This is a genomic window from Salibacterium salarium, from assembly GCF_030813635.1.
GTDB classification, from domain to species: domain Bacteria; phylum Bacillota; class Bacilli; order Bacillales; family Marinococcaceae; genus Salibacterium; species Salibacterium salarium.
In genome coordinates this window covers 928,290-948,328 of sequence record NZ_JAUSUM010000001.1, presented here as the reverse complement: position 1 = coordinate 948,328, position 20,039 = coordinate 928,290, and the positions used below count along the sequence as shown (strand labels likewise).

Here is a 20,039-nt window from a genome sequence, read left to right as displayed (position 1 = left end):
CTCTTTAAAATAATATTATAACTAATGAGGGAACAATGACAGATACTAGCAATGCACTTAAAGTCATTGCTACCGAACTTGCCGCTCCTTCTCTTTCACTATTTCCCAACGCTTTTGCCGTGCCTATTGCATGAGAAGCTGTTCCAGAAGCAATTCCACGGGCCAAATCATTAGCTATCCCGCACCATTTAAATAGATACGGTGCCGTCACTACTCCTCCAATGCCAGCTACCATAACAAAAATTGCTGCCAGAGACGGATTTCCCCCTATGGAATCAGACACATCCATCGCTACTGGAGTCGTCACAGATTTAGGAAGAACAGAAGCGATGAGCATGTCATCTATTTGCAGCCAACGGACCGGAAAATATCCAGAAAGCAATCCAACTGATGATCCAACGGCAACAGCAGTAGTCAACGGAAAAAAGTACTTTTTTAACATATCTCGTTGTTTATATAAAGGCATGGCTAGAGCAACAACAGCAGGTCCCAGCAAATGCTCAATCCATTGTCCCCCTATCATATATGTAGGGTATGATACATTCGTAAACACTAAAAAAAGAACAATAACTAACGTCCCCGTCACAATAGGTAGAGTAAACGGTTGCGGATAACGACTGTAAAAATAACGTCCTGACACATATACAAGGATTGTTCCTGCAACGGCCATAATTGCAATCAGCCAATCATTCATTGGATCCCCTCCTATTCACAATAAATTGAGCAGTCCAGCCTGACACAATCATTACTATAAGGGTGCTGACAAAAGCAATGAATACCAACCATAATCCTGAACCTGTGAATATATGAAAATAAGTAATTACTCCTGCTGTTACAGGTAAAAATAATAAAGGCATGTGCGACAATAAAAGGTTTACTCCCTTTTCCACATATTTTGTTCGGAAGATTTTTAAGTAAAAACAGCAAAGCAGCAACAACATTCCTATAATACTTCCGGGAATCATCATATTAAATGTGTTCTCAATCCATACTCCTGCATAATAAAAAAGATAAAGAACCCCTATATGAACAACCACTCGAATATGTTCCAACGTTATTTCTCCTCTAACCACAGCCAAGTCAGGCTATCGTTCCACTTAGTAATTCTTTAACATATCTTGAACGGTCGATGAACACCCGTTATCCCCCAAGTGAAAAACGTTCCAACACCTCATACTTTGGTTCTTGATTTAAATGAGTTTTATACAAGACAAAATGATCAATTTCCCAGTCAAAATCGTATAGTTCAGGAACGTTTTCCACTTGTTTTTGAAAAGAGTTATCTCCCGTCCATTTTCGAGCTATCGTAATATGAGGACGATATTGCCGTTTCTCTTCGTTAAAACCAAGTTCTACGCATTTCGCTGATATCTTTGCTTGAATCTCCGCTAACCTTGAATTAAGTCGGGAACCCACCCAACAAACTTTAGGGGTATCAGGAGGACCAAAATATCCTATTCCTCCTCCGGAAATAATAAAAGGAGATGCTACCGCAGCCATATCCGACATCGCGTCAGATATCTTTTTTACTTGATGAGAATTCATCGAGCCTAAGAAAAAAAGAGTAATGTGGTAATCCTTTTCGTGAACCCATTTCTTAAAGGAAAGATACGGTTTCGCCTCCTCTTTCCAACGTGTAATCCGCCGTTTTTCTTCTACAGGAAGAGGAAGGGCTAGGAAATAATGAGAATCCACAACATTTCTCCTTTCATCGGTTACCTATATTAACCCCATTATACCGAATACAAAAACATTTGGCCAAGAAAAGTAAAACCTTATGAAACAGACTTGTCAAGTAGATTGACTGATCTCACATAGCTTTAGACTAGATCAATTAATGTCATCATACACGGGAGAAGAATCACGTAATGGGAATAAAGAAACAGGTTATGTTAAGATATATGCTAAAGATTTTTTCGTAAGAAATGAAAAAATGCACAAAATACGCCGAGAAACTTGGTTTCTATCGTAAAGATTTTCGAAACTCGAGTAGGATGCGCTACATTTTATATTTAAAAAAAGGAAGTGACTAGTCTCATGCGTGTGGTCGACAATATGAGTAATCTAGTGGGACAAACCCCATTAGTAAAATTAAATAATCTACCAGATGCCGATGGAGCTCAAGTTTATTTGAAATTAGAGTTCCAAAACCCGAGTGGAAGCGTCAAAGACCGGGCTGCTAAAAATATGATTGTTCAAGCAGAAAATAAAGGCCTTCTCCACTCTGATTCGGTTATTATTGAGCCAACATCAGGAAATACCGGTATCGGACTTGCTATGAATGCTTCAGCTAGAGGATACCGCTCCATTTTAGTTATGCCGGATACGATGTCACAAGAACGAATTAATTTACTAAAAGCATATGGGGCAGAAGTTGAGCTCACTACCGGTAGTAAAAAAATGCCGGGAGCGATAGAAAGAGCACATGAATTAACAGAAGAAATCCCTAACAGCTTCATGCCGATGCAATTTGAAAACGAAGACAACCCATCAGCCCACAGAACAGGTACAGCAGAGGAAATAAAAGAAGCAATGGATGAAATCGGAAAACCTTTAGGGGCATTTGTAGCAGCATCTGGAACCGGCGGTACTATAACAGGCACAGGAGAAACATTAAAACAGTATTATCCAGGACTTACCATCCATGTTGTTGAACCTTATGGATCCCCTGTATTATCAGGCGGAAAACCTGGTCCGCATAAACTTGTTGGAACGAGTCCAGGATTTATCCCGCCTGTATTAAACCAAGACATTTATAGTCACATTTATAAAATTTCAGATGAAGACGCTTATCGGGTGACACGTGGTCTTGCAGAAAAAGAAGGCATCCTCGTCGGTCCTTCTTCTGGTGCAGCTTGTTTTGCCGGTATGGAAACAGCTAAGCAGTTGGACCCTGACGAAATTGTCATTGTGATTGCTTGTGACACTGGAGAACGCTACCTCTCCACAGACCTTTTTGATTTTGAAAACGCAACAGACGCTTAAATATAATAAACTTTCTAGTCTTACAACGTTTAACATGCTTAGATGGGGCTGTATCAAAAGGTACAGCTCCTTTTCTGTGATAAAGAAAATTTAACCATGGGCAGGAGCGGAAGGCGGCGACTTCAGCGGGAAGAGCAGCAGCCGAAGATCCCTTCATACGGACAATAGTCCGTATGAAGAAGCTGAGGCGCTGCCCGCGGCAAAGAAGACACGGTGATCCGCAGGGAGCCGATGTCGCTCTTGTGCTATGGAGTGAAAGCGTCCGCCTGCAGCGCATGCCCAAAATGCTAGCAAAGTACTTTTTGGCTATTAGTAGACTTTTGATACAACCCCCTTTTGTATAATAAGAATACTAAACGACTGGTAACGGGATACATTCTCCGCTAACAGCTCTCTTTTGGATAGTAACAAATCTTATCGTTTAAAAAATATTACTTTTCTATATTTTTTATTAAGTCTTGCAAACACGCCTTTTATATGCTTTGCGCATGAATATAATTTATTGTATAATAAAAGTACAAAATAAGGGGCCGTTGATAGGATTAATTAATTAAATTATTATACTTGCTTTTACTTTGGTTAACACTTACAAACACGACGAACTATATCATCTCTCTTACTAATGAATGGAATGTTGCATCATTTTCCTGTCAATGCGGAACATACACCATGAAATGATAACGCCCCTGAAGTTCAGACCAATCTGTACTTCGCTATCCATTAAAGTTAAGGAGTGGTTTTTTGAGGCCATCAACCGATCGTATGATTACCCGCGTAAAGTCGATTTATCTTTATATTAAAGAGAAAGGAACAGTGACAACGAGGGAACTGGTTGACGAATTCGGAATCACCCAGCGAACGATTCAGAGGGATCTGAATGTGCTGGAATATAATCATTTGGTGCATAGTCCGTCAAGAGGAAAGTGGGCAGCCACTAGTAAGAAGGTAAAAGTATCATAATGAATGAAAACAAATAAAGACGGAGCCGCTTTATGAAGGAGCGGTTCCGTCTTTTGTGTGTCTGTAAGCTTCTTCAAGCAATTGCGTGACTTCCTCTTCCTCCATATCTCTATACTCTCCGCTTCCAAGCGTCTCATCAAGTGGAATGCTTCCAATCTGGATGCGCTTCAAATCAAGGACACGCTTTCCTACTGATTCAAACATTCTTTTAACTTGATGGTATTTTCCTTCGCGGATCGTTATCGTTACGGTTTCTGGATATTCCTCGTTAAGATACAATTCTGCCGGTTTCGTTTCATACCCATCATCAAGGGTCACTCCTTTTGAAAATGCCGTGGCATCTTCTGTTGTCACCGCTTGATCAATCGTTGCTGTATATGTTTTAGGCACACCTTTTTTAGGGGAAGTCAACGCATGAGAAAACTTTCCGTCATTCGTTAAAAGTAGCAGCCCATCTGTATCTTTATCTAATCGCCCGATCGGAAAAGGTTTTCGTACTATGTCTTCAAACTCTAAAATATCTATTACTGTTTCGTGCAAATCGTCTTCCGTTGCACAAATGACATCTTTCGGTTTATTCATCATCAAATATATATACTCCCGATATACAAGCGGTTCACCTTTTACTTCTACGTCTTGTGTATCTGGGTCTATTTGTTCGGAAGCTTGTGTCACTTTTTGTCCGTCTACAGTGACAGCACCTTGTTTCAAGAGTTTTTTCACCTCTTTACGTGTCCCAAATCCAGTATTCGCCAGTAGCTTATCTGCTCTCATTATCCTTTATCTCCTTTATTCATCTCGAGCTGTTTCAATACTTTTTTCGCAAATGCCCCGTGCGTCCCTTCCAAGTGAGCACGTATGACGCCAGCGGGGATTTGCGCTAACACAACATCTTGTACAGCAGGAGACACTTTTGCGTCACTTAACCGATTTTCTAGCGCAACAATTAGTTTCATCGTTTCTTCCACCGCTACTCGGTTCGCCGTTTCTACCATTTCTTCCGTTCCGTCTACCACGTTAAAAACTGGTCCAAGCCACTTCTTTAACATATCTCGTTCCTCTTCAAATGATGTTGGAACGACAAACATACCCGGTTGTTTATCTCTTTTCGCCTGTTGGGCATGTCCAGCAAATTTTGAAGGTACGATATGGTGATCCGGAGCTTCCCTTTTTAATTCATCCGTGGACAGGCTTGTTGCGGGAAGAAAAAATACAGAACCTTTTGGAAACAATGATGCATATTGTTTTATAAAAGAAACACATGCCTCTGACGGTAACGCAAGAAACACGTAACGGAACTTTGAAAAAGATTCTGGATTGCAATATTGAATGCGTTTATCAAAAGAAGCTGCTTTTTTTACTTTATCTGCTGTTCGATTATAAATATAGAACGTTTTTTGCTCTTGGTTTAGAGAAAGAATCATCTGTGCCAATTTTCCGTATCCAACAAGCAGCAACAAACACACTCCTTTCCGTGGTTCCAACCATCTAAGCGGCTTGTGTTGCCTCTTTTTCTCGTTTCGACCTTTTCCCATCTTTAGAAATGCTCGCCAGTATGCCAATCCCTATTAATGATACGAGTAATGACGAACCGCCGTAACTTAAAAACGGAAACGGCAGACCGGTAATCGGCAAAAGACCAGTTGCTGCCCCTGCATTAATGACAGCTTGACTAACAAGCTGAAAAACCAGTCCAAACGCAAGTAACGTTCCAAACGTATTATCGCAACGAATTCCAGCTAATATACCACGCCAGGCAATCGTAAGAAGACAAATCAAAACAAAACCAATCCCAAAAATACCAAGCTCTTCTGCAATGACAGCTAAAATGAAGTCCGTGTGCGGGTCCGGTAAAAAATGCATCTTTTGTACACTTTTCCCCAGTCCAGCACCGGTCAAACCACCGTGAGCCATTGCAATATACGCTTGAATTAATTGATAAGCACCGCCACTGGCTCGTTCTGCTGTTTCAAAAGGGTCTTGAAAGGCAGCCAAGCGTTCAATTCTATACGATTCGCTCAGTGCAAAATAAGTAACGACTCCCCCAGATAGAATACCAAGTACCGTCAAATGGCGTATTTTTGCTCCTGACAAAAATACAATAATACCAGCTGTCATCAGAATAGCAGCTGCTGTACCCAGATCAGGCTGTAGCATAATTAACAAAAAGATAAATACGACAACGACAAGCGGTGGGATAACACCGCTTATAAATTTATTAATATACGCTTGTTTCTGCGAATAAACCTGTGCCAAATAAATAATAATTGCAAGCTTCACAAATTCTGCAGGTTGAACACTAAACGGCCCAATCGATATCCAACTTACCGCACCTCTTGTATTTGTACCTAAAATTAAAACGGCAACCAAAGACAAGATAGATACTATAATCAATAACGGCGATAAATTTTTTAATACAGCATAACGAAAATGCATAAAGAAAAACAACAGTATCGAACCAATAGCTAACCAAATGAGCTGTCTGTTAAAAAAATAAGAAGGATCGTCATATATGTCGATTGCAAGCGGAAAGCTTGCACTGTATATCATGATGGCCCCGAAAACGCTAATCAATAACGTCGCTATAATTAACCACCAATCATAATCTTTATAACGTTTTAATTTCATTGTTCCTCCAAGGATGTAAGAATGGAATCTCTTCTGTATGAAACAAAGTCTGTTTCAATGAATTTTCGAGTGTTGTTATATTATACCACTGGGCTATCCCGGAAAAAAGGGACATTCGCCTGTATTTCATACGGGGATGACCTACACTCACTACGTATTATTATTTTTTTTCAATATCGAAAAACGATCTCCAAGAACGATACCGGCTAGTCCCGTTTTTACAGTTAAAATAAAATATAGCCCTGCTCCAGTAATGACACTAAACAATTCAATTAAAAGTGCATTCATCCATGAATCGAGCGGAAACAACGCTGTTGCTCCTTCTTTAACAATAATGACAGCGACTGCCATACCGAGTGTAAGCATGACTATTAAAATCGTTCGTTTTATAATTATTGCGTAGTCAAATGCTGCAAACTTACCAATTGCCCAAATATTGATAATAAGCGCTGTGCTATAACCTGCAAGTGTACTGAAGCTTCCTCCAATCGGCCCCATCATATATAAAAAACCATAAGCTGATGTTGCTTTTACGATAAGACCTGCCAGCAAGGACATAACGGCAATTTTTTGACAATTAATACCTTGCAAAACTGCTGCTGTCACAGAAAATAACGAAAACATAATCGCAGCTGGTGCATAATATCGTAAAATCGTGCCGCCTAATTCCACGTCTCCAAGGCCAAATAGAATCGCAAACGTCGGATAAGATAAAACCATCAACCCAGCCGCTGCCGGAATCGCAAGAAATAATATGACTTGATAAGTTTGTGTGATTTGTCGCTGCAGCAACGCCCTATCACCATTAGTAAAAGAATTCGTAATGGTTGGAATAAGTGTCACGGACATTGCTGTTGCAATAGCTACAGGAATTAATATGAGTTTATGAGCAGAACCAGAAAAAACGCCATACGCTGTTTCTGCCTCCCCTTGAGTAAATGCCTCCGTCGCTGTTAACGCATTATTAAATGTAAATAAGTCAATTAGTTGAAATAGCGGAATAGCTAGTCCGACAAACGATAGCGGCAAAGCATAAGCAATAAGTTCCTTATACATTGACTTTAACGGAACTTGATAATCCACCGGGCTTTGGTCAACTTCTGTTTGCATATCATGCTTTCGTTTTTTCCAATAATACAACAATACACCAAGTGCACCTAAACCACCGACAAAAGCGCCAAATGTTGCGAAACCGATGGCTGTAGCTCGTTCTCCATTAAAGATGTTTAAGATGGCGAACGTCATCGCCAATATAAATCCTATTCGGATAATTTGTTCAATAATTTGAGAAACAGCCGTCGGCCCCATCGATTGATGTCCTTGAAAGTAGCCGCGAAACACAGACATCGCCGGAATTAATAGAAGGGCCACACTTACCATCCGTATCGTAAAGACGACAGAAGATAAATCGTTCCCACCTATTTCATCGGGGTTTTGTATAATCCAATCCGCAATCGTCGGGGCCATCAAAAATAACAGCACAAACGCAACAAAGCCGGTTAATGTCATCACTATTAATCCAGATTGAAACAACCTTTGTCCTGTCCTGTAGTCACCGAGTGCATTATATTTTGATACAAACTTTGACACAGCCATTGGCACGCCAAGTGTTGCCAGACTCAATAGAATCGTATAAGGCTGATAGCCATATTGATAAAGTGCCATCCCCTGCTGTTCTACCATAGCGACAAAAGGGAACACATAAATCATTCCAAGAAACTTTGAAAGAAACTGGGATAAAGATAAAATCATTGTACCCCGTAAAAATTTATTTGAATCGGACATTCCTTCCACTCCAATAACGCTCAAGCTAAAGTGATACATCACTCCTTTGAAATTTTACCATACTCGACGTATATATTCCCCTATCGATTATTTCGAATCTGTCATTCCTTTCAAATACATGGTGCGCTTGCGTGGTCCATCGAACTCACAAAAATAAATGCCTTGCCACGTGCCAAGAATCAAACTTCCATGATCAACAATAATAGATTGCTGCGTTCCGACAGTACTTGCCTTTAGATGAGAGGCAGAATTCCCTTCCCCGTGTCTGTACTTTGAATGATTCCACGGATACACTTCATCAAGTCTCATCAACATATCTCGTTGTACATCCGGATCCGCATTTTCGTTCACTGTGATGCCAGCTGTTGTATGCGGACAATAAACAATGACTATACCGTTTTCCATTCCTTGTCTACTAATAAAACGTTTGACCTCGTTTGTCATATCTACCATTTCATCGTGGTCATTTGTTTCCACCGTTAATTTTTCCAACATGCTGTGTGTCCTCCTTTTTTGACAACTTGTTTATGTTTGTAATAATGGATTATGATAGTTATAGCTTATCACATCACCGAGAAATTAAATAAGGTAGGGAAGTATATGAAATATAATGTCGTTATTATCGGCGGGGGGCCAGCCGGCTTAATGGCTGCTGTATCAGCCGCCACCCATGGAGCAAGTGTCGTCATCGTCGACAAAGGTAAAAAGTTAGGTAGAAAACTAGCCATTTCCGGCGGGGGACGCTGTAATGTCACCAACAGAATGGAACAAAAAGAACTGATTGATCATATTCCAGGGAACGGGAAATTCATGCATAGTCCTTTTTCTGTTTTTAACAACGAAGATATTATCGCTTTTTTCGAAAACCTTGGCATCGAATTGAAAGAAGAGGATATGGGACGAATGTTTCCCGTAAACGATAAAGCGATGACAGTCGTTCAAACATTGCTGGACAAAATCGCAAAATTGGGTGTTGATACTCGATTGCAAACGAAAGTGGACTCTCTCCTACTAGAAGAAGAAAAGACAACTGGTGTTATGTTAGAAGGGGGAGAGCAGCTGCACGCAGATGCTGTTATTATTGCAACCGGCGGTAAATCCGTCCCTAATACTGGAAGTACAGGAGACGGATATCCATGGGCAAAAGCCGCCGGACATACCATCACAGAACTATACCCAACCGAAGTACCAATCACATCTGATGAATCCTTTATCAAAGACAAGACACTACAAGGCATTTCGCTCTCAAATGCCGCCTTAACGGTGTACAATCCGAAAGGAAAAAAAATCAAAACCCACCGCGGAGATATGATTTTTACCCATTTTGGAATATCGGGCCCGATTGTGCTTCGTTGCAGTCAATTTGTCGTGAAAGCTCTGAAAAAACATCAAACAAAAACGATTCCAATGGGAATTTCCATCTATCCTGATACAAATACAGAAGACATGTTTCAAAAGCTTCTGGAACGAAAGAAGCAAGAAGGAGCCAAAGCTTCGAAAAACGCGTTAAAAAATATCGCTGCCGAACGATTGTTATCCTTTTTTCTAAAAAAAGCCGACATTGTAGAAACGAAAGCATTGCAAGATATCCCTAATGATTCCTTGCGAACGCTTGCCGGTTTATTAACCGATTTTCGCTTTGAGGTAAATGGCACCTTGTCGATTGAAGATGCCTTTGTGACAGGAGGTGGAGTTTCCATTAAAGAAATATACCCGAAACGAATGGAATCTAAATACAAAAGCGGCTTATACTTCTGCGGTGAAATTCTCGATATTCATGCCTACACAGGCGGCTTCAATATTACATGCGCTTTTTCCACTGGTTATACAGCAGGGAAAGCAGCCGCTGAATCCATTGCAGAAGCCAACACGTTTTCCCCATAATGTGGACAAATGTATGTTGATAAACTGTGGAAAATTAACACCCGTCACGACACCTTTTTTCTAATAATGAATCGGTTACAGTCACTATTCATCCATCCATTTATTCATAGTTATCCACAAAAACAAAAGTTATCCACAAATTTATACACAAGGGCTTTCGCTCCCTATCTAATAACTAAAAATGCTGATGGAAAAGTCCACCAGCATTTTTTCATTCATTAGGTTGCCACAATGTTCACAAGTTTGCCTGGGACAGCAATGACTTTGCGTATTGTTTTGCCTTCGATTTCTTCTTTTATTTTTTCGTCTTCTTTTGCCAACTCTTCTAATTGATCTTTATCGGCATCTTTTGGAACGATTGCCTTAGAGCGAACTTTGCCATTGATTTGCAAGACGATTTCTACTTCATCTTCTATCAACATGTTCTCATCATACGTTGGCCACGGTTCATAAGCGATAGTGCCTCCATGACCTAAAAGCTCCCAGATTTCTTCTGAAATGTGTGGAGCAACAGGAGACAACAGCTTCATAAAGCCTTCTGCGAATTCGCGCGGCAACGTATCTTGCTTATAAGCTTCATTTACAAACACCATTAACTGACTAATGCCTGTGTTAAAACGTAGATGTTCGAATTCTTCGGTTACCTTTTGCACCGTTTTATGATACGTCCGCGTGAATTCTTCGTCTTCCACATTATCTGTGATGGCTTCAGTCAGCCCTTGTTTATCATTAGTGAATAAGCGCCAAACGCGATCTAGAAAACGACGTGCTCCATCCAGACCATTTTCAGACCATGCGACAGAAGCATCAAGCGGTCCCATAAACATTTCGTATAAACGCAATGTATCCGCACCATGCGTTTTAATGATATCATCAGGGTTCACAACATTTCCTTTGGACTTACTCATCTTTTCATTATTTTCACCGAGAATCATGCCTTGGTTATAAAGTCGTTGAAACGGTTCTTTCGTTGGTACAATTCCTATATCATATAAGACTTTATGCCAAAAGCGTGCATATAACAGGTGAAGCACCGCATGTTCAGCACCGCCTACATAAATATCAACCGGCAGCCAACGCTTTAATTTTTCCTCATCGGCGAGCTTTTCATCGTTATCCGGATCAATGAAACGTAAATAATACCAGCAGCTTCCTGCCCATTGTGGCATTGTATTCGTTTCACGACGGCCTTTCATTCCCGTTTCTGGATCAATGACCTCAAGCCATTCCGTCGCGTTAGCAAGTGGGGATTCACCATTACCCGACGGCTTAAACTCTCCTAATTGCGGCAGTTCAAGCGGCAATTCATTTTCAGAAACGGGGGATAAAGACCCATCTTCCCAGTGAATCATCGGAATCGGTTCGCCCCAATAACGCTGACGGCTAAATAACCAATCGCGCAAACGATACGTTACTTGCTTCTTACCTTTGCCGTCTGTTTCCAAGCGTTCTATCATTTTTGGAATTGCCTCAGAAGTATGAAGACCATTCAAAAACTCTGAATTCACGTGTGCGCCATCTCCATCATACGCTTCTTCATTCAGATTGCCGCCTTCTACCACTTCTACAATCGGAAGTTCGAATTTCTGAGCAAATTCATAGTCACGCTGATCGTGGCCTGGCACAGCCATAATCGCACCACTTCCATAGCTGACAAGAACATAGTCTGCAATCCAAATTGGAAGCTTTTCCCCGCTTACTGGATTCAATGCGTAAGCCCCTGTAAAAACGCCGGTTTTATCTTTTTGAAGTTCGGTCCGTTCCAAATCACTTTTCGTACCTACTTCTTTTTTGTACGCTTCTACAGCTTGTTTTTGCTCTTCTGTCGTTATTTTATCAATTAACTCATGTTCTGGCGCGAACACGCAGTAGGTAGCCCCAAACAATGTATCAGGGCGGGTGGTAAACGCAGTAAAGTTTTCATCTAGACCATCAACATTAAAATAAACTTCCGCCCCTTCCGAGCGGCCAATCCAGTTACGTTGCATATCTTTGACACTTTCCGGCCAATCGAGTTCATCCAAATCTTCAAGCAAGCGGTCAGCGTAATCTGTGATTTTCAACATCCATTGCTTCATTGGACGACGTTCAACCGGGTGATCGCCTCTTTCACTCTTGCCATCAATCACTTCTTCATTCGCAAGAACCGTACCAAGAGCCGGACACCAGTTCACTGCAACTTCATCGATGTAAGCAAGACCTTTTTTATACAGCTGAATAAAAATCCATTGTGTCCACTTATAGTAATTCGGATCCGTCGTATTGATTTCACGGTCCCAATCATAAGAAAATCCTAGTGCTTTGATTTGGCGTTTAAACGTTTCGATATTCGCTTGTGTGAATTCACGCGGATTTTTGCCGGTATCCAGCGCAAATTGCTCAGCCGGAAGTCCAAATGCGTCCCATCCCATTGGGTGCAGAACATTATATCCTTGCATCCGTCTCATTCGTGAAAGGATGTCCGTTGCTGTATAGCCTTCCGGATGACCAACGTGAAGTCCGGAACCAGATGGATACGGAAACATGTCCAACGCATAAAAGTCCGGCCCTTCTCCCGGTTGATCCGACGTTTTAAATACTTTATTATTTTCCCAATACTGCTGCCATTTTTTCTCTATGTCTTGATGGGAAAAAGCCATCGTATGTCACCCTCCTTTGCTTTCTTCAAACATGCTCATATACGTATGTTTTTTACCATATAGAAAAAACCTCCCGCCCCCTAACACGTCATAGGGACGAGAGGTTGTCGTGCTTATAACCATTCCCGCGGTACCACCCTGGTTGACATGGCAAATGCATGCCCGCTCTTGTTATCCATAACGCGGATGAACGGCAGAAAATACTTCAGCCTTCTTCCCTGCAACTCAAAGGGGAGTTCACAGCTGCCTTCGTCCAACTTTCACCACCCGTCGACTCTCTGTAACCAGGCCAAACTATTACTATTCCTTATCAACGTATTCTTCTTATATTGCCTGCACGCATGCGCATAAAAATAGACCATACGCAACCTCTTAATACTTGACATTTTATGAATTCATTATGCATCTGTCAAGAATTGGCGGGGTTTGCTCGTTATTATAAAACAAATATGTACATATCTAAAATCTATACTACCATATTAACTAACGTTATTGAAGCAAAAGAACGGTCTCTTCATTTGGGATTATCACAATAAACATGCTAAAATACAGAAGAATAGCGTTTTTTGAAGGAGAGATTAAATAATGACTGCAGCAAGTCGAGATCCCGTTCCTCTAAAATGGGGAGAAAAACGGTATCATACATGGAATTATCATTTACGTGATCATTTTGGCGAAAAAATCTTTAAGATTCCATTGGACGCAGGTTTTACGTGCCCCAACCGTGATGGACAAGCCGCTTCAGGCGGATGTACCTTTTGTTCTGCTCGTGGGTCGGGAGATTTTGCTGGAGACCGCAAAGACGACTTAGTCACCCAATTTCACGAAATCAAAGATAAAATGCACAAAAAATGGAAAAACGGAAAATATATCGGTTATTTTCAAGCTTTTAGTAATACGTATGCACCTGTCGAAGAACTTAGAGAACTATTTGAAGTCATTTTAGAACAAGATGGCGTTGTCGGTCTTGCGATTGCTACAAGACCAGACTGTCTTCCAGATGACGTAGTTGAATACTTGGCTGAGCTTAATGAACGAACGTATCTATGGGTAGAACTTGGCTTACAAACGGTTCATGAGAGTACAGCTGACATCATCAATCGTGCGCATGATTACGAATGTTACAAGGAAGGCGTCAACAAGCTTCGTAAGCATGGCATCCGCGTTTGTTCCCATATTATAGACGGTCTTCCACTTGAAACGCATGATATGATGAAAGAAACAGCAGCCGAAGTGGCGAAATTAGATGTGCAAGGCATCAAAATTCATCTACTACACCTTTTGAAACACACACCGATGGTAAGGCAATATGAAAAAGGTATGCTCGAGTTTATGGAGATGGACGAGTATGTAAATCTCGTCGTCGATCAGATAGAATTGCTGCCTCCGGACATGGTGATTCATCGCTTAACAGGGGACGGACCTCCTGACATCATGATCGGCCCGATGTGGAGTTTGAACAAATGGGAAGTGTTAAACGCCATCGACAGCGAACTAGAACGGCGGGACAGCTGGCAGGGAAAGTTTTACGAACCTGAACCAGCGCTTTCAACATGACGCTTCCTACCGTACTGGAATTTTCAAAAGAACTATTGAACCGTTCCATTCACGCAGGGGATATAGCCATTGATGCAACCGCAGGTAAGGGGAACGACACCCTTTTCCTTGCCAATTGCGTTGGAGAAGCGGGGAAAGTATATAGTTTCGATGTTCAAAAGCAAGCTATAGATCAAACAAAACAGTTGCTTTGCGATCATCAATTGGATCACCGGGTTACGTTGCTCCAGCAAGGACATGAACAAGCAAACAACCTTATTCCTAGTGACGAGCGGGGGCGCTTAAAGGCGGTTGTATTTAATCTCGGCTACCTTCCCGGTGGAAACAAAGACATCACTACCCAAACAAATACGACTATTCAAGCTATTACCGATTTTCTGGATATGCTTCCAAACGGCGGGCTTGTTGCTGTTATCGTCTATCACGGTCATGAAGAAGGAAAAAAAGAAAAAGACGCACTTGAAATGTTTGCAAATACGCTTCCTCAACAAAACGTGCAAGTACTGCGATACGAATTCGTCAATCAAGTCAATCGTCCTCCGTTTTTATTAACTTTCGAAAAAAGATAGGGAGAGATTTCTAATGTCAGTAATGGATTCCATTCTTTCTTTTAATGAAAAATTTGTAGAAAATAAACAGTATGAAGCCTTTGAAACATCGAAATTCCCAGATAAGAAAATCGTTATTTTAACGTGCATGGATACTCGTTTAATTGAATTGCTGCCTCAAGCCATGAACTTAAAAAATGGGGATGCCAAAATTTTAAAAAATGCCGGTGCCATGATTTCTCATCCGTATGGAAGTATCATGCGAAGTATTATTGTAGCACTATATGAACTTCAAGCAGATGAGGTGGCTGTTGTTGGTCACTATGGCTGTGGCATGACCGGTTTACAGTCAGATTCTATTTTGGAAAAGGCAAAGGAAAACGGCGTTGACTTGTCCCGCATTGATGATGCCGCTTATGCCGGTATAGATGTAGAAGGCTGGTTGAAAGGATTTAATGATGTGGAAGAAAACGTTAGCAATAGCGTAGATATTATCCGTCGTCATCCGCTTCTACCAAAGAATACTCCGGTTCACGGACTTGCTATTTCGCCAGAAACCGGAAAACTTCACGTTATCGAGAAACCATAGTATTAATATCTAATAAGAACGCAGCTTCCTAATAAAAGGAGCTGCATTCTTATTATTCAGCTGACCCTAATATTTCTTTTGATTTCCTCCGATAAATCCATGTATTTAAATAAAAAAAGGCAGTTGGCAGGCCGCCAAAACGAATAAATTGGTTGGCTGTTTTCTTCATCGCAGGATTAGTTTGAACTTTTTCATCTGCCAGATAAATCGCGATAAGTCCTTTAATGATCATCGAATGGAATTTAGCGTCTGGAAGAACGCTGACACTTTTCTCTGCCTGCTGTTTAAAGTAGCGAATCCGTTCTGCCATTTTTTCCTCATCTGGATATTGCGCACAAAAGTTCAATTCATCGTCTTCGATATCTTCCTCTCGATCAATAAAATAGTCCAATAAGATATGAATCCCCTGTACGTAAGGAAAATAAGCCGATTTAATCGAGTCTGCCTGTATTTTGGCCAGATGACTTCTTGCAGCATGACCGGCCATAGCAAAAATACCAAGCGTTGAACCCGTACAGGCATTAAATTCGTACCACGTCATCTCAGGCAGATGTGCCCGGTTTCGCTCAAACCAAGTTGTTAAACGAGGTTCCCGGTCTTTTTTCACGACATGTTTATGTACTTGCAGTCCTCTATAGTAAGCGGAAAGCTCCTCCATATTCTCCTGCACATTGGAAAAACCGGGAAAAGTGACTAAACTAGACTGACATGTCTCTACTAGTTCTTTTAAGTACCCGTTATCGTCCTGATCTTTTCTATATTTATAATAATTGTCGGTTGGGGTTCCTGGCGCTAGTGCGTGTTTCAGTGATTCATGCAGCATCTCGAAATCATCAGGGTCTTGTGAATCACTCCAATCACAAAGATTGTCTAAGTAATCACAAATGGTTTGATATGCAATAATAAACCGCAGCAAATCTTTCCGTTTATTTTTCGCCAATAGGCTGTATGCCGCGCCGCCCTCACAGTGAAAAGCTTTCGTTTCCATACTTACTAACGCTTGCCGGCGCAACTCGTCATTTGGAATTTGTGCAGCGCGCGCTCTCCATTCTCCCATGATACGGTGAACATCCGGGACGGTTTCCTTATAAATGGTATACATTAACGTCCAGGGTTTTGTCGGTGTATTCAAGCATAATCCTCCTTTGACATTTACAAACGTTGGTGAATGAAGTTCATCATAAAACGAAATACTTCTTCTTTTTCTGGTTCATTTAAAAGTTCATGATAAAGGCCATCCCATTCTTTTAACGCACGATCTCCTATTTCTAAACGGTTAAACCAGCGGTGCGTCACGTGTTGATCCACGACATAATCTTCGCCCGCCTGCATCACAAGCGTTGGAACATTAGGATAACGTTCCGTATGCAGCATACTGGTCTTCATTGCTTTTAACATTTCTTGATACCAGCGGGCCGTCACGGTTGTAATGTTAAGTTCATCTTGTTGATAAGCTGCCCGCACTTCTGGGTCTCTTGTAATATATTCAGCTTTTAATCCTGATTGTGAGCTGAGTGTTGGAGTCAGCCGGTGCATCATTCGCGTCGCCATTTCCTGCATACGGCTTGGATATTCATATAATCCTAAACAAGGAGAGGACAAAATGACCCCGTGAACAGGCATATATTTTTCCATCAGAGCCCGAATCGCTATCAGCCCTCCCATGCTGTGACCATAAAGAAAAACAGGCACCTCATAAGAAGCAGCTTCTTTATACCATGCATAAATTGTGTCTATATATTGATCAAACCGATCGATATGTCCACGTTTTCCTCTCGTTCTGCCGTGACCAGGTAAATCTCCACTTACGACATGGAATCCCTGGTGGTTCAATCGATCGATAATCCATTCATATCGGCCATGATGTTCCCCCGCTCCATGAACAATAATAACGGTTCCACGGGCGCGTTCACTTATCCAGTTTTTCATCATCTTGTTTACCCGCCTTTCCTCACACATCGCCTTGTCTGTCTTTCACGTCTGAATTTTATACTATTCATTTTACTACTTTTTTTGCTAAACTTACATTAGTTAGGAAAATTTATTGAGCCGTGGGAGGTTTTGCAATGATTTATTCCTATAAAGGAAAGTATCCGGAAATAGCTGATTCTGTTTATATCGCTGATTATGTAACGATAACCGGTGATGTGAAAATCGGTGAGGAATCCAGTGTGTGGTTTAATACAGTTATTCGCGGCGATGTCGCTCCAACTGTCATTGGCAGCCGCGTCAACATTCAGGACAATTCCGTTTTGCATCAAAGTCCAAAGAATCCGCTCATTCTTGAAGATGATGTCACAATCGGCCACATGGTAATTTTACATAGTGCCATCGTTCGTAAAAATGCTCTTATCGGAATGGGGTCAAAAATACTGGACGGAGCAGAAATTGGAGAAGAAGCCTTTATCGGTGCGGGAAGCCTTGTTCCCCCAGGAAAAGTCATCCCACCGCGTACTCTTGCTTTGGGAAGCCCGGCGAAAGTCGTCCGTGATTTGACCGAAGACGATATAGCCGAAATGCAACGCATTCAACAATCTTACGTAGAAAAGGCAAAATATTATAAAGAAAACTAGGCGACTGACAAGCCGAAGGCGCTGACAGAGCCTTCGGCGTTTTTGGAGATGGATGCGGAGGACTTGACCCCAACGGAACCTTAAACACTACAAAAAAAGTGAGGTTTTTCTGCAATAAAACTACTACTAAAACCTTCTGAAGAAATTATTCTCCTGATACTATATCAAAAGATTTCGACTCCCCATTTTTCATACTTTTAATCACATCATACTCCTTATCCCTATAAATCTTGTACAATCGTTGCTGTTTCTGCGCTTCGTTTTCATCTGACGTATCAAGTTTTTCCTCATCATAGTCAATTGTCACAATATCTCCATCCGATTTCACATCAAAATCATTAAACCAGACAGCTTCTTCACCTTCTGGAGGGTTTTTCCCATTTAGAAACACATAGAAAGCTGTGTCCGCTTGATATAGATATAATCCCTTATCCTGTTCCACACTTTCTAAAAAAGACTGAACCTCTTTTTTTACTTTCCCCGCTTTCATTTCAGAAAAAGACAGCTCCGAGTGACAGCCTGTTACCAAAAAAACGAGAACACAAACAAATAACAGTTTTTTCATCTTTTACACCTCTATGAATCATATATCATCTAATAACAAGACGTCTCCATTTCCCGCATGTACTCCGTATGACGAGTCGATTTTTCCACATAAAATATATTTCTGTTGTTCGACGTCATACACATAAACCGGGGAAATTATAATTTCAGTTTTTATTTTCTCAAAAGCTTCCTCTTTATCAATGGTCCGTGTATCCGGTTTAGCAAAATTCTGATACATTTCTATTAAAAAGGCATTATCCATATAATTCAATACAATCCATTGCTCCCTATCAAGAACAACTTTCAGTTTTCGCTGAAACACCAGATGACTTGGACTATTATGTTTTATTGTAGCTATAATATATGAATGATCCCGATGTAATGTCTTGAGAATCCAATTCCCTGTTTCATCTGGGAACTCCTGACGCATAAACGTTTCGACTGCTGTTATGCATTGTGATTGCTCCCTAGTTGTAATTGGAAATGAATCTGGATGCGGTTCACCCGACAAAGCCTCCTCTTCTGTCACTTCCTCATTGAAATCAAGTTTTGACCTTTCAAATGGGTTTTCCATCGACGTGTCCCAATTCATTATTTTATTGATTGATACATGAGAGATTTCTTCTAAAAGAGTTCCAAACGGAATCGTAAACAGGCCATCATTGCTGACATAGATTTCTTCGATTCCATATACGGGAATAAGTCGTTCTAGTTCATGCGAAGGAAATTCAATAAGTTTCAACTGCTGTTTTGCCAACGACTTTACGGCATCAAATGTTAACAAAAAAGGTTCTTCCTCGACTTCCTCTTTCGTTGGAAAGTAGCCATCAACAGAATAGAAAGTCAAATTCCCTTCATCATCAAAACGAATTTCAATAAATCCATCAGGAGCCACTTCTATCCCATGAATCGACGCTGCAAACCGATACCCCCGTTCTTCCTCTTTAACAAGATGAAACTGTTCTTCGTACGTAATCCCGATTTCCTTTTCCAACCACTGTATCACGTCTTGATTATTCCTTTGCGCAAACCGAATTCCATTTTTTGCAAATGACTGACCACCAACAAAAACGATACTCTTAAACTGACCGTTGCTTATATCTATGTCAATTGCTGCGGTACCTTTCGGGTTCAGACCATCTTCCTCCCGCCCAGTAACATGTGTTGGAAACCATTCCATGCTTAAGATATACACCGTTTCATTAATAAGATTCACAGACTTGTGAAGGTGGTAAGTATATAAATAATAATTCCCTAGTCCAATAGAGGAATGCGTGAAATCAATCCATTCTCTTAATCTTTTATTCAAAAAACCACTCCTATGTATTGAAAACATCTAACAATT

General features: G+C 40.9%; 20 protein-coding genes and 1 other annotated feature. Of the genes, 7 read left to right on the top strand and 13 right to left on the bottom strand.

The genetic code is table 11. The annotated features are described in order from the left end of the window. Window positions 1-4: 4 nt before the first annotated feature. The 3 genes from J2S78_RS04565 to thpR form a co-directional block, all read right to left on the bottom strand. Window positions 5-694, bottom strand: a complete 690-nt coding sequence (locus J2S78_RS04565; protein ID WP_306896687.1) for an LrgB family protein — start codon at window positions 692-694, stop codon at window positions 5-7. Continuing rightward, window positions 687-1,052: a CidA/LrgA family protein gene (locus J2S78_RS04560; protein WP_306896685.1), complete on the bottom strand. Its 366-nt coding sequence runs from the start codon at window positions 1,050-1,052 to the stop codon at window positions 687-689. Before J2S78_RS04560 ends, J2S78_RS04565 begins: the two co-directional genes overlap by 8 nt. A gap of 88 nt (window positions 1,053-1,140) precedes the next feature. Next, a complete protein-coding gene (thpR, locus tag J2S78_RS04555; protein WP_306896683.1) occupies window positions 1,141-1,695 on the bottom strand; it encodes an RNA 2',3'-cyclic phosphodiesterase in 555 nt (184 codons plus the stop codon). 342 nt (window positions 1,696-2,037) lie between these two features. Between thpR and cysK the strand changes: the two genes are divergently transcribed. Together cysK and J2S78_RS04545 are read left to right on the top strand one after the other, a co-directional pair. Then, window positions 2,038-2,985 carry a cysteine synthase A gene (gene cysK, locus J2S78_RS04550; protein ID WP_306896681.1) on the top strand — a complete coding sequence of 316 codons (948 nt, stop codon included), beginning with the start codon at window positions 2,038-2,040 and terminating at the stop codon, window positions 2,983-2,985. 741 nt (window positions 2,986-3,726) lie between these two features. After that, window positions 3,727-3,945, top strand: a complete 219-nt coding sequence (locus tag J2S78_RS04545; RefSeq protein ID WP_125555048.1) for a DeoR family transcriptional regulator — start codon at window positions 3,727-3,729, stop codon at window positions 3,943-3,945. Between the two features lie 30 nt (window positions 3,946-3,975). On the opposite strand, the gene J2S78_RS04540 is transcribed toward J2S78_RS04545, so the two are convergent. The 5 genes from J2S78_RS04540 to J2S78_RS04520 all read right to left on the bottom strand — a co-directional run bounded on the left by J2S78_RS04540 (window position 3,976) and on the right by J2S78_RS04520 (window position 8,853). Next, the gene (locus J2S78_RS04540; protein ID WP_306896679.1) at window positions 3,976-4,719 is read right to left on the bottom strand and encodes a pseudouridine synthase; all 744 of its coding nucleotides are present in this window, start codon (window positions 4,717-4,719) and stop codon (window positions 3,976-3,978) included. Beyond that, the gene (locus J2S78_RS04535; RefSeq protein WP_306896677.1) at window positions 4,719-5,402 is read right to left on the bottom strand and encodes a hypothetical protein; all 684 of its coding nucleotides are present in this window, start codon (window positions 5,400-5,402) and stop codon (window positions 4,719-4,721) included. The genes J2S78_RS04540 and J2S78_RS04535 overlap by 1 nt, the downstream gene beginning before the upstream one ends. 31 nt (window positions 5,403-5,433) lie before the next feature. Further along, window positions 5,434-6,573, bottom strand: coding sequence for a putative lipid II flippase FtsW (gene ftsW, locus J2S78_RS04530; protein ID WP_306896675.1), 1,140 nt, complete (start codon window positions 6,571-6,573; stop codon window positions 5,434-5,436). Between the two features lie 150 nt (window positions 6,574-6,723). Further along, a complete protein-coding gene (locus J2S78_RS04525) occupies window positions 6,724-8,358 on the bottom strand; it encodes a putative polysaccharide biosynthesis protein (protein ID WP_306896673.1) in 1,635 nt (544 codons plus the stop codon). A gap of 87 nt (window positions 8,359-8,445) precedes the next feature. Then, window positions 8,446-8,853 carry a secondary thiamine-phosphate synthase enzyme YjbQ gene (locus tag J2S78_RS04520; RefSeq protein ID WP_306896671.1) on the bottom strand — a complete coding sequence of 136 codons (408 nt, stop codon included), beginning with the start codon at window positions 8,851-8,853 and terminating at the stop codon, window positions 8,446-8,448. A gap of 105 nt (window positions 8,854-8,958) precedes the next feature. On the opposite strand from J2S78_RS04520, the gene J2S78_RS04515 reads away from it, so the two are divergent. Continuing rightward, complete coding sequence (locus tag J2S78_RS04515) at window positions 8,959-10,242, top strand: BaiN/RdsA family NAD(P)/FAD-dependent oxidoreductase (RefSeq protein WP_306896669.1); 1,284 nt, start codon at window positions 8,959-8,961, stop codon at window positions 10,240-10,242. Window positions 10,243-10,460: 218 nt separating this feature from the next. Here the strand turns inward: J2S78_RS04515 and leuS are convergent, their stop codons facing one another. Next, complete coding sequence (gene leuS / locus J2S78_RS04510) at window positions 10,461-12,881, bottom strand: leucine--tRNA ligase (protein ID WP_306896667.1); 2,421 nt, start codon at window positions 12,879-12,881, stop codon at window positions 10,461-10,463. A gap of 89 nt (window positions 12,882-12,970) precedes the next feature. Then, window positions 12,971-13,204 (bottom strand) — a binding site (T-box leader). Between the two features lie 262 nt (window positions 13,205-13,466). On the opposite strand from leuS, the gene mnmL reads away from it, so the two are divergent. From mnmL to J2S78_RS04495, 3 genes are read left to right on the top strand one after another with little or no spacing between them, the layout of a single operon-like run. Continuing rightward, window positions 13,467-14,438 (top strand): tRNA modification radical SAM protein MnmL/YtqA, encoded by a 972-nt coding sequence (mnmL, locus tag J2S78_RS04505; protein WP_125555040.1) that lies wholly within the window; start codon window positions 13,467-13,469, stop codon window positions 14,436-14,438. After that, window positions 14,435-15,007 carry a tRNA 5-(aminomethyl)-2-thiouridylate-methyltransferase MnmM gene (gene mnmM / locus J2S78_RS04500; protein WP_306896664.1) on the top strand — a complete coding sequence of 191 codons (573 nt, stop codon included), beginning with the start codon at window positions 14,435-14,437 and terminating at the stop codon, window positions 15,005-15,007. Before mnmL ends, mnmM begins: the two co-directional genes overlap by 4 nt. 13 nt (window positions 15,008-15,020) lie before the next feature. Further along, window positions 15,021-15,575, top strand: a complete 555-nt coding sequence (locus J2S78_RS04495; RefSeq protein WP_125555039.1) for a beta-class carbonic anhydrase — start codon at window positions 15,021-15,023, stop codon at window positions 15,573-15,575. A gap of 52 nt (window positions 15,576-15,627) precedes the next feature. On the opposite strand, the gene J2S78_RS04490 is transcribed toward J2S78_RS04495, so the two are convergent. Together J2S78_RS04490 and J2S78_RS04485 are read right to left on the bottom strand one after the other, a co-directional pair. Beyond that, window positions 15,628-16,707: a tetraprenyl-beta-curcumene synthase family protein gene (locus J2S78_RS04490; protein ID WP_306896660.1), complete on the bottom strand. Its 1,080-nt coding sequence runs from the start codon at window positions 16,705-16,707 to the stop codon at window positions 15,628-15,630. A gap of 20 nt (window positions 16,708-16,727) precedes the next feature. Beyond that, on the bottom strand, window positions 16,728-17,507 hold the full coding sequence (locus J2S78_RS04485; RefSeq protein ID WP_306896658.1) for an alpha/beta hydrolase: 780 nt from the start codon (window positions 17,505-17,507) through the stop codon (window positions 16,728-16,730). A gap of 134 nt (window positions 17,508-17,641) precedes the next feature. On the opposite strand from J2S78_RS04485, the gene J2S78_RS04480 reads away from it, so the two are divergent. Next, the gene (locus tag J2S78_RS04480) at window positions 17,642-18,148 is read left to right on the top strand and encodes a gamma carbonic anhydrase (protein ID WP_306896656.1); all 507 of its coding nucleotides are present in this window, start codon (window positions 17,642-17,644) and stop codon (window positions 18,146-18,148) included. Between the two features lie 145 nt (window positions 18,149-18,293). Here J2S78_RS04480 and J2S78_RS04475 read toward each other — a convergent pair whose 3' ends face one another. Both J2S78_RS04475 and J2S78_RS04470 read right to left on the bottom strand, forming a co-directional pair. After that, entirely contained in the window at window positions 18,294-18,713 is a 420-nt protein-coding gene (locus J2S78_RS04475) for a hypothetical protein (protein WP_306896654.1), read from the bottom strand. An 18-nt stretch (window positions 18,714-18,731) separates the two neighbouring features. Further along, entirely contained in the window at window positions 18,732-20,003 is a 1,272-nt protein-coding gene (locus tag J2S78_RS04470; protein WP_306896652.1) for a hypothetical protein, read from the bottom strand. Window positions 20,004-20,039 lie beyond the last annotated feature (36 nt).

Coding starts and splice junctions, on each gene's coding strand:
- cysK (WP_306896681.1), top strand. CDS start 2,038: ATGCGTGTGGTCGACAATATGAGTAATCTAGTGGGACAAACCCCATTA.
- J2S78_RS04480 (WP_306896656.1), top strand. CDS start 17,642: ATGATTTATTCCTATAAAGGAAAGTATCCGGAAATAGCTGATTCTGTT.
- ftsW (WP_306896675.1), bottom strand. CDS start 6,573: ATGAAATTAAAACGTTATAAAGATTATGATTGGTGGTTAATTATAGCG.
- J2S78_RS04485 (WP_306896658.1), bottom strand. CDS start 17,507: ATGATGAAAAACTGGATAAGTGAACGCGCCCGTGGAACCGTTATTATT.
- J2S78_RS04565 (WP_306896687.1), bottom strand. CDS start 694: ATGAATGATTGGCTGATTGCAATTATGGCCGTTGCAGGAACAATCCTT.
- J2S78_RS04525 (WP_306896673.1), bottom strand. CDS start 8,358: ATGTCCGATTCAAATAAATTTTTACGGGGTACAATGATTTTATCTTTA.
- J2S78_RS04495 (WP_125555039.1), top strand. CDS start 15,021: ATGTCAGTAATGGATTCCATTCTTTCTTTTAATGAAAAATTTGTAGAA.
- J2S78_RS04520 (WP_306896671.1), bottom strand. CDS start 8,853: ATGTTGGAAAAATTAACGGTGGAAACAAATGACCACGATGAAATGGTA.
- leuS (WP_306896667.1), bottom strand. CDS start 12,881: ATGGCTTTTTCCCATCAAGACATAGAGAAAAAATGGCAGCAGTATTGG.
- mnmM (WP_306896664.1), top strand. CDS start 14,435: ATGACGCTTCCTACCGTACTGGAATTTTCAAAAGAACTATTGAACCGT.
- mnmL (WP_125555040.1), top strand. CDS start 13,467: ATGACTGCAGCAAGTCGAGATCCCGTTCCTCTAAAATGGGGAGAAAAA.
- J2S78_RS04540 (WP_306896679.1), bottom strand. CDS start 4,719: ATGAGAGCAGATAAGCTACTGGCGAATACTGGATTTGGGACACGTAAA.
- J2S78_RS04475 (WP_306896654.1), bottom strand. CDS start 18,713: ATGAAAAAACTGTTATTTGTTTGTGTTCTCGTTTTTTTGGTAACAGGC.
- J2S78_RS04515 (WP_306896669.1), top strand. CDS start 8,959: ATGAAATATAATGTCGTTATTATCGGCGGGGGGCCAGCCGGCTTAATG.